Source organism: Methylobacterium sp. BTF04 (assembly GCF_010692745.1).
Lineage (GTDB): Bacteria > Pseudomonadota > Alphaproteobacteria > Rhizobiales > Beijerinckiaceae > Methylobacterium.
Genome location: NZ_JAAHTB010000079.1, coordinates 1 through 7,792, shown reverse-complemented (window position 1 = coordinate 7,792; position 7,792 = coordinate 1). Strand labels below are relative to the sequence as shown.

Annotated in this window: 6 protein-coding genes and 1 pseudogene; 3 read left to right on the top strand and 4 right to left on the bottom strand. The window is 61.2% G+C overall.

Features of this window, described 5'->3' with window-relative positions:
- A partial coding sequence (locus G3T14_RS22460; RefSeq protein WP_163644739.1) for a recombinase family protein occupies positions 1-352 on the bottom strand: 352 nt, incomplete at its 3' end.
- A gap of 280 nt (positions 353-632) precedes the next feature.
- Here G3T14_RS22460 and G3T14_RS22455 point away from each other — a divergent pair.
- Together G3T14_RS22455 and G3T14_RS22450 are read left to right on the top strand one after the other, a co-directional pair.
- Positions 633-830, top strand: coding sequence for a type II toxin-antitoxin system ParD family antitoxin (locus G3T14_RS22455; RefSeq protein ID WP_163644738.1), 198 nt, complete (start codon positions 633-635; stop codon positions 828-830).
- A gap of 43 nt (positions 831-873) precedes the next feature.
- A complete protein-coding gene (locus G3T14_RS22450; protein ID WP_163644740.1) occupies positions 874-2,952 on the top strand; it encodes a PAS domain-containing protein in 2,079 nt (692 codons plus the stop codon).
- Positions 2,953-3,268: 316 nt separating this feature from the next.
- On the opposite strand, the pseudogene G3T14_RS22445 reads toward G3T14_RS22450, so the two are convergent.
- A pseudogene (locus G3T14_RS22445) lies at positions 3,269-3,400 on the bottom strand (IS6 family transposase); the annotation flags it as partial.
- 28 nt (positions 3,401-3,428) lie between these two features.
- Here G3T14_RS22445 and G3T14_RS22440 point away from each other — a divergent pair.
- Positions 3,429-3,719, top strand: a complete 291-nt coding sequence (locus G3T14_RS22440) for a hypothetical protein (RefSeq protein WP_163644737.1) — start codon at positions 3,429-3,431, stop codon at positions 3,717-3,719.
- Between the two features lie 190 nt (positions 3,720-3,909).
- Here G3T14_RS22440 and G3T14_RS22435 read toward each other — a convergent pair whose 3' ends face one another.
- Both G3T14_RS22435 and G3T14_RS22430 read right to left on the bottom strand, forming a co-directional pair.
- Positions 3,910-4,176, bottom strand: a complete 267-nt coding sequence (locus G3T14_RS22435; RefSeq protein WP_163644736.1) for a hypothetical protein — start codon at positions 4,174-4,176, stop codon at positions 3,910-3,912.
- A 510-nt stretch (positions 4,177-4,686) separates the two neighbouring features.
- Complete coding sequence (locus tag G3T14_RS22430; protein ID WP_163644735.1) at positions 4,687-7,161, bottom strand: EAL domain-containing protein; 2,475 nt, start codon at positions 7,159-7,161, stop codon at positions 4,687-4,689.
- Positions 7,162-7,792 lie beyond the last annotated feature (631 nt).

The following is a 7,792-nucleotide window of genomic DNA, read 5'->3' as shown; positions in this document are numbered from 1 at the left end:
CGAGGAAGTACTCGGCCATGGCGCCATGCATCTGAAGAGCGAAGCGCCCATGGGCTGTGTCGCTGTCGAACTGCTCGGTTAGACTGCGAAAATGGATCTCCTTCAAACGTAAGGAGTCGATGGTGCGCATCATCTCGACGAGGGAGCGCCCGAGGCGATCGAGCTTCCACACCACCAGCACGTCGGTCGGGCGCAGGTAAGCGAGGGCGGCCTCGAACTCTGGACGCTTGGTGCCGGCTTTCCCGGACTTCTTTTCTTCGAACAGGCGCTCACAGCCTGCCTTGGTCAGCGCGTCGCGCTGAAGGTTGAGGTTCTGGTCGATCGTAGAAACACGGGCATATCCGACGAGCATGTCGGGATAGTGATTCAGCCGCGTTTAATCCGCAATAGAAAACCGGTCATATTTTCCCGACAGAAACGGAGCCGTTTGAGGCGGCTGCAGACGCGCCTGCTCCGCCTGTCCGAAAAACGATCGGTTTCTAGACATGCAGGTCGATAGGACGCCCGTCTCATTGCGATGGAACGCTGACGTTCCTGATGGCAGTTCGGTCAGGGACTTAGAGGCAGCCAAATCACGCAGCTGTGGCGTTAGGACGCTTGTAAGAACAAACATCATCGGGCATCGCTTCCCCATGTCCGTGCGCCGTTCCGTCACCGTCTCGATTACCCCGGAACAGGACATTCTCCTGCGTGCCTTCCTCGCGACCGGGCGTTACCGCAGCGTCAGCGAAGTCCTCCGTTTGGCACTTCGCCTCTTGGAGCGCGACGAGGCCGCAGCCCTCTTGGCGATCAAGGGCTCCGCTGTGAGCCATGAGGCGATCGATGGCTGAGCTGACAAGCCAGCCTATCGGGGTTCTCAGGGACAGAGGACAGATGGGTGCGCTCATATGTGCCCACGACTGGAAAACTTCGCCGCTCGGTCCACCGGCGACGTGGCCAGCGCCCCTGCGCACGACCGTCAGTCTCATGCTCAGCTCGGCATTCCCTATGTTCGTGGCATGGGGCGATGAACTCGGCTTCCTTTACAACGACGCCTACATCGAGATCCTCGGCGACAAGCACCCTCATGCCCTCGGTCAAGCCTTCCACGCGGTGTGGTCCGAGATCTGGTCAGACATTGATCCGCTGGTCCGGAAGGCTATGGCCGGCGAGGCGACATACATGGAAGACCTTTTTCTTCGTATGCAGCGCAATGGTTTCGAGGAGAACGTTTGGTTCACGTTCTCGTACTCACCCGTCCGCCACGAGGACGGTTCCGTCGGCGGCATGTTCTGCGCCTGCACCGAAACCACAGCGCGGGTCCAAGCGGAGGAAGACCTGCGACGCAAGGAGGCCGAGTTGCGTGATCTGAACACCACGCTGGAACAGCAGGTACAGGAACGGACAGCGCAGCTTCAAATCTCGCAGTATATTGTTCAGTCCTCCGCGGACCCCATCTGTGCGTTCGATACGGATTATCGACTGATCGCTTTTAATCGCGCTCATAGAGATGAATTCTATCGCATTTTTGCCTACCGGGTGCAGATCGGCGACATCTTTCCCGATCTGTTTCCATCAGACCAATCCTCGGTCATGCGCGGGTTCATGACGCGTGCACTGACAGGCGAGGTGTACACCGTCACTGAAGAGTTCGGCGACCCGAACCTCGCGAAGCCCTGCTGGGAGGTTTCCTACTCACCCCTACGAGATAGTGCGGGCTGCATCATCGGCGCTTTCCACTACGCAAAGGACATCTCGGCCCGCTTGCGAGCAGATGTTGAACTGGCGTCTACGCAGGATGCGCTGCGACAGGCACAAAAGATGGAGGCGGTAGGCCAGCTTACTGGCGGGCTCGCGCATGACTTTAACAACCTCCTCGCGGGCATCTCCGGCTCGTTGGAACTGATGCAGACGCGTATGCAGCAGGGCCGTCTCACGGACGTGGACCGATATATGACCGTCGCACAGGGGGCAGCGAAGCGCGCGGCCGCCCTGACGCATCGCCTGCTTGCCTTCTCGCGACGCCAGACCCTCGACCCGAAGCCCACGGACGTGAACCGGCTCGCTACGGGCATGCACGATCTGATCCAACGCACGGTCGGACCCGGCATCCTGGTCGAGGTGGTCGGTGCGACCAATTGCTGGCCTGCCTTGGTAGACCCGCCGCAGCTTGAGAGCGCCTTGCTCAACCTGTGCATCAATGCCCGCGACGCGATGCCGGATGGTGGTACCATTACCATCGAGACTGCCAACAAGTGGATGGACGAACGCGCGGTACGTCAGCACGACCTGCCGGAAGGCCAGTACCTCAGCCTCTCCGTGACCGATACCGGTACCGGTATGCCGCCCGAGGTGATCCCGCGAGTGTTCGAGCCGTTCTTCACCACCAAGCCCTTCGGCGAGGGTACGGGCTTAGGCCTGTCCATGATCTACGGCTTTGCGCAGCAATCAGGTGGGCAGGTACGCATCTACTCCGAAGTCGGACAGGGTACGACCGTGCGTATCTACCTGCCGCGCCACTATGGAGCGGTCGAAGACGAGACCGCAGTCGAGGGGATCTCCGACCTGCCCCGCTCTGAGCAGGGCGAGACCGTGCTGGTGGTGGACGACGAGCCGACCGTACGCATGCTGATCACTGAGATCCTCGAAGATCTCGGCTATGCGGCCATCGAGGCTGGTGACAGCGCGACGGGCCTCAAGGTACTGCAATCAGACGTGCGCATCGACCTGCTGGTGACGGACGTGGGCCTGCCCGGCGGGATGAACGGGCGGCAGATGGCAGACGCAGCGCGCGCGCGCCGGCCTGACCTCAAAGTGCTGTTCATCACCGGCTACGCGGAGAACGCGATCCTCGGCAACGGGACGCTTCCAATGGGGATGGGGGTGCTGACCAAGCCGTTCGCGATGGACAACATGGCTGCACGCATCCGTTCAATGATCGAGGGTAGCAAAGAGCAGGCCCATCATGCATAGCCGTATATCCAATATGGGCCGTACGTTGCAGGCGTATCATATCGGTAATATGGTCGTTTTACTAACTTTTTAATCTGGGTCTGCTGAGATTTATTTCTGTATTATGCGGAACACCCGGAGGCTCGAGCCTAGCCCCCCCCCACCAGCCCAGCTTTGAGCTGAGTGATCGGAGGTTTCACGCATGCTTATACCGCCTCAATTTCCTATTTCATAGTTAATTGATTTTTAACTCCATATTGTTCTTGTATATCATATTTCTTTCCCGAGTGTCGCCAACAGCTTGTTCGAGCCTCGACGCGCATCGTTTCAACAGTTTGCCGATCCGGGGCATGTTCTTCTTGACCCGGAAGTGGTCGCTCTCGATGCCCTGCTGCAGGTGTTTGGTCACGTAGTGCGTCGGGGTACACGCCAGGAGGCCGTCGCTCCTCGCAGCTGCGATCGCGGGCGGATCCCGCGCAGCCTGACAGGACAGAATGATGCCTCGCACAACTACCTCTGCCCCGCCGGATACTCCGGCTCTCGCGCCGATCGTCTCGGTGCTATTGGCCCTCGTCGTTGCGATGGAGCACGCCATAGCTCCAAGCCTTGCAGCGACTGCCTTTTTCAAGGCCATCCGCCGCAAGGGCGAGGATCTGATCCAGGCTGGGGGCGGTGAGGCCCTCAACTACGCGCTGGCCTTCATCCGCGAACAGGCGCCGTGCAAGGCTGACCATCGCGAAGTCATCCTCAGCGAAGCCTGGGCTGGCCTACCGGGGTGGCGCTCATGATCCCGCACACGGAAATGGCAAGGCTTTCGCCCCGCTGCTCAAACCTCGGAATTCCTTCAATGCATCTGCCCTCAGAACCCCATCGCCACGTTGGCCGAGCCAACAGCGGTCGCGACCAAACTGCAGGCGAAGGCTCGATTATCGCGTAGTTGAAGATCTTCAACCCCATGAGTGCGATCCTGTCAGCCAATCAGCAGCGGTTTCCGCCGGAGGTCTGGCCGTACTGCTTGACCGGGAAATTCTGCTGGTTGGCGTTGCCCTCGGCCGCCGAACTCATCGGACAGTTAGCCGGGTTGCGGGAGAAATTATCGCCACGCCCGTCGAGCGAGCCGGTGGTTTCGACATCGTAAGGCGAAAAGGCAGTGTAACGGGAGGGGCTCTCGAAAGCCATCGCGGACGAGATCGGAGCAACGCCAAGGACAAGAGCGGTGGCGATGGCGGCGATACGGGTCTTCATGTTGATGACTTAGCTCCTTTGCAGCTCCAGCCTAGGATTAGGTCTGTTTCTCGCTGCCTGAAACTAAGATGGGGCGCCCAATCAATTCTTGACGTGCCAGCGCGCACGCACTGAGGCGGATTAAATTCGAGGACCCAGCAGCATGACCTCACGCGAGCAAGCCGCCTTCAATGCCGGCGTCGAGGCTTGCGCAGATGGACGAGCTATCCCGCCAAGTGTGGCAGGGGTCTTACTATCAGACAGTCACGCAGCGTCCGCTACGATATGTCCGGAAAGCAGTCGTTTTTCGGACATGTGGCGACGTATAATGTTATCTGTCGTTATTCCTATATAGTAATATTATTAATTAGTAGTTTTTGATGGTGAAGACGATCAATTGTATTGACAAAACGTTCATGATTTTATCCTTACGTTTTCATATTTATAAACAGATATATAGGATTTTTAATCGACAAGAATAGAGGCAGTGCTGGAGGGCGAAGTAATCAAGATTTCTGATGAGCTAGACGCCTATGCGACCTTTGTTTCCTGGGTCTGGACGTAAGCCCGCGCTTCCTGCGGTGTCAGCGGCTGGCTGAAGAGGAAGCCCTGGACCTGCGTGCAGCCTTCCCGGCGTACGAGGTCGAGCTGCTCCCGGGTCTCGACACCTTCGGCGACGATGCTCATGCCGAGGCGCTCGCCGATGCCGACCACCGCGCGCACGATCGCGGCGGCATCGGGGTCTGCGATGTCGCGGATGAAGGCCCGGTCGATCTTGATCTGGTCGAAGGGAAAACGGCGCAGGTAGCTCAGCGACGAGTAGCCAGTGCCGAAATCGTCGAGGGCGATGCGCACCCCTAGAGCGCGCAGGCGGTGCAGGCAGGCGATCACCGCCTCGGCATCCTGCATCAGCACGCTCTCGGTCACCTCCAGCTTGAGCCGGTTCGCTGGGAGCCCGCTCGCGGCCAGGGCTGACAGCACCGTGGCCTCGATGCCCGGGCGCCGCAGCTGCACCACCGAGACATTCACTGCGACGCGGATCGAACCGGGCCAGTGCGCTGCTTCCCGGCAGGCCTCCTGCAGAGCCCAGGCGCCTAGGGGCACGATCATCCCCGTCTCCTCGGCGATGGGGATGAAGGCGCTGGGGACGACGTCGCCCTTGGCCGAATGGCGCCAGCGCATCAGGGCCTCGAAGCTCAGTACCACCCCCGTCGCGGCGTCGACCACGGGCTGATAGGCGAGGTGGAACGCGTCGCGGCGGATCGCCTCCTTCATGTCGAGGACAAGTTGACCGCGGGTGGCGATGCGCGCGCCCGCATCCGGCTCGAATTCCCGATGGGTGTTCCGGCCCGCCGCCTTGGCCTCGTAGAGGGCGATGTCGGCTCGCTTGAACAATTCGTCCGGATCGTGATCCCGCTCCATCGCGACGGTCACGCCGATGCTAACGCCCACCTCGACGCTCTGTCCGTCGAGGTCGATCGGCTCGCTCACCGCCGCGATCAGCCGTTCGGCGAGGCCGGCGGCCTCCCGGGGGTGGTCAAGGTAGGTGAGCACAATGGCGAACTCGTCGCCGCCGAGCCGGGCTATGGTGTCGTAGGGCCGCAGGACGGCGCGCATCCGCTCTGCGACGGCGCGCAGTAGCGCGTCGCCGGCGGGGTGACCGAGACTATCGTTTACGGCCTTGAAGCGGTCGAGGTCGCAGGCGAGAACCGCGAAACCGGTACTGGCCCGGCGGCCATGGGCGATGGCCTGATCCAGGCGGTCGCGAAACAGCGTCCGGTTCGGCAGGCCCGTCAGGGCGTCGTGCAGGGCCATGTGCCGGACCCGTTCCTCGGCCTCGCGGCGTGCGCTGACGTCGCGCAGGGTGGCCACGTAGCTGACTCCATCGCCGGCCTGCGCGTCCGGCAGAACGCGAAGAGACGCCTCGATCCAGACGTAGTGTCCATCCTTGTGCCGATGCCGGAGGCAGGTGACGAGCCGACTCTCCTGGCCTGTCGTCATCCGGGACCAGTGTTCCGCAAGGGCCTGCGCGTCTTCGGGATGGCAGAACTCGTCCAAGCTGGTACCGACGAGCTCCTCCGGCTCGTAGCCAAAAACGATGCGGGCGGCCGGTGAGATGTAGAGGCGACGCCTGTTGAAATCGCCAAGAACGATGACGTCGTTGGCATTCTCGGCCAGCAACCGGTAGCGGGCCTCACTCGCCCGCAAGGCGCTCTCCGCCGCCCGCCGTGCCGTCACGTCGGTGAAGGTGCGCACGAGGCCGCCGTAGGGCAGGGGCAGGGTGCGAACCTGGAGCACCATCCCGTTGGGGCGGACGTGTTCGTAATCGGAAATGCGGGCCTCCGGCGCGCCGCGCTCCAACGAGGCCCGCAGGGCGGCGGGCAGGTGGGCGAACTCGCCGGCCTCCGCCTGGTAGGCCCGGACCGCTGCGAAGGGCGCGCCGTCGTAGAGGAGCTCCTCCGGCACGCCCATCAGGGTCGCGACGCGGCGGTTGAAGATCCGGACCCGGTCCTCGGCATCGGTCATCAGCAGGCCCTGGTCCATGCTTTCCAGGGTGGTGCGGAGGAGGGAGTCCGACGCCTCGCCGTGGTTGTGGGCACGCCGTGCCTCCGACTGGGCGGCACGCCCGCGCAGGGTCGCCTCGACGAACAGGGCGAGGTCCGACAGGCGCCGGACCTCGGCCGCGCTGAATCCGTCGCGCGGAACGGTGTCGGCGATGCAGACGGTGCCCGCATGCGTCCCGTCGCCGAGGTTGATCGACATGCCTGCGTAGAAGCGCAGGAACGGCGCTCCGGTGACGAGCGGATTGGCGGCGAAGCGCGGGTCGCGGCGGGTATCGAGGACGATCAGCGGCGCATGCGCCTCACCGCGGATCGTGTGGTCGCAGAACGCGATCTCCCGCTGCGTGCCCGGAAGGATCAGGCCCTCGCGACCAAGGAACCACTGACACGTGTCGTCCAGCTGCGAGACGAAGGCGGAGCGAACGCTGAAGAGCGCAGCTGCCATTTGGCATACGGCGTCGAGCTCTGGATCACGGAAGCCGTCGAACGGGACGGTGGATGAAGCCGATAGAGGGGTGACGTGTTCGGTGGTCTGCATAGTCAGCTCGATTCAATCTCATTCAACGAGATTACTCTGCATTATTTACTAACGGATCGGCCACTTTCGACCTGTTCTGCCAATATTTCCTCTAAGTGTCTGTCCGGAAACATTTCGCAGAGGGAAACGGCGTTTTTGGTTAGCGGAAAATGCCGCCTTCCCAAGCGGAACGTCTCGAACGGCGATTTGAGTCCTACTGAAAGCTCAATGATTTCAACGGCAGGTTTCCGGACAGACACTAAGTAACAGTGCCTTTCCCAAAATGCTTATCCCACCGTGAGAAAAAAGGTGACCGGCCTGAGCAAAAACTATTATCCTGCATCCGTTTTTTGCACCGATCTAATTTGTAAGCCATTGATCTATTTAGATATAGGCGGCCGAAAACTCCGCATCCGCCCATAGCCAATACTAAGGAGGTTGATTCACGAGGCGAGCGACTGCAGGTTGCGATTGACGTCCGCGACACTGCGAGCGTAATTACCCACCCCCGTAATCGTGAGGTTCAGGCGCCGACGGTTTTGAGGATGGTGCCAAAGGG

Excerpts from the sequence above, each read along its gene's own strand:
- G3T14_RS22455 (WP_163644738.1), top strand. The coding sequence starts at position 633 with ATGTCCGTGCGCCGTTCCGTCACCGTCTCGATTACCCCGGAACAGGAC.
- G3T14_RS22450 (WP_163644740.1), top strand. The coding sequence starts at position 874 with ATGGGTGCGCTCATATGTGCCCACGACTGGAAAACTTCGCCGCTCGGT.
- G3T14_RS22440 (WP_163644737.1), top strand. The coding sequence starts at position 3,429 with ATGCCTCGCACAACTACCTCTGCCCCGCCGGATACTCCGGCTCTCGCG.
- G3T14_RS22435 (WP_163644736.1), bottom strand. The coding sequence starts at position 4,176 with ATGAAGACCCGTATCGCCGCCATCGCCACCGCTCTTGTCCTTGGCGTT.
- G3T14_RS22430 (WP_163644735.1), bottom strand. The coding sequence starts at position 7,161 with ATGGCAGCTGCGCTCTTCAGCGTTCGCTCCGCCTTCGTCTCGCAGCTG.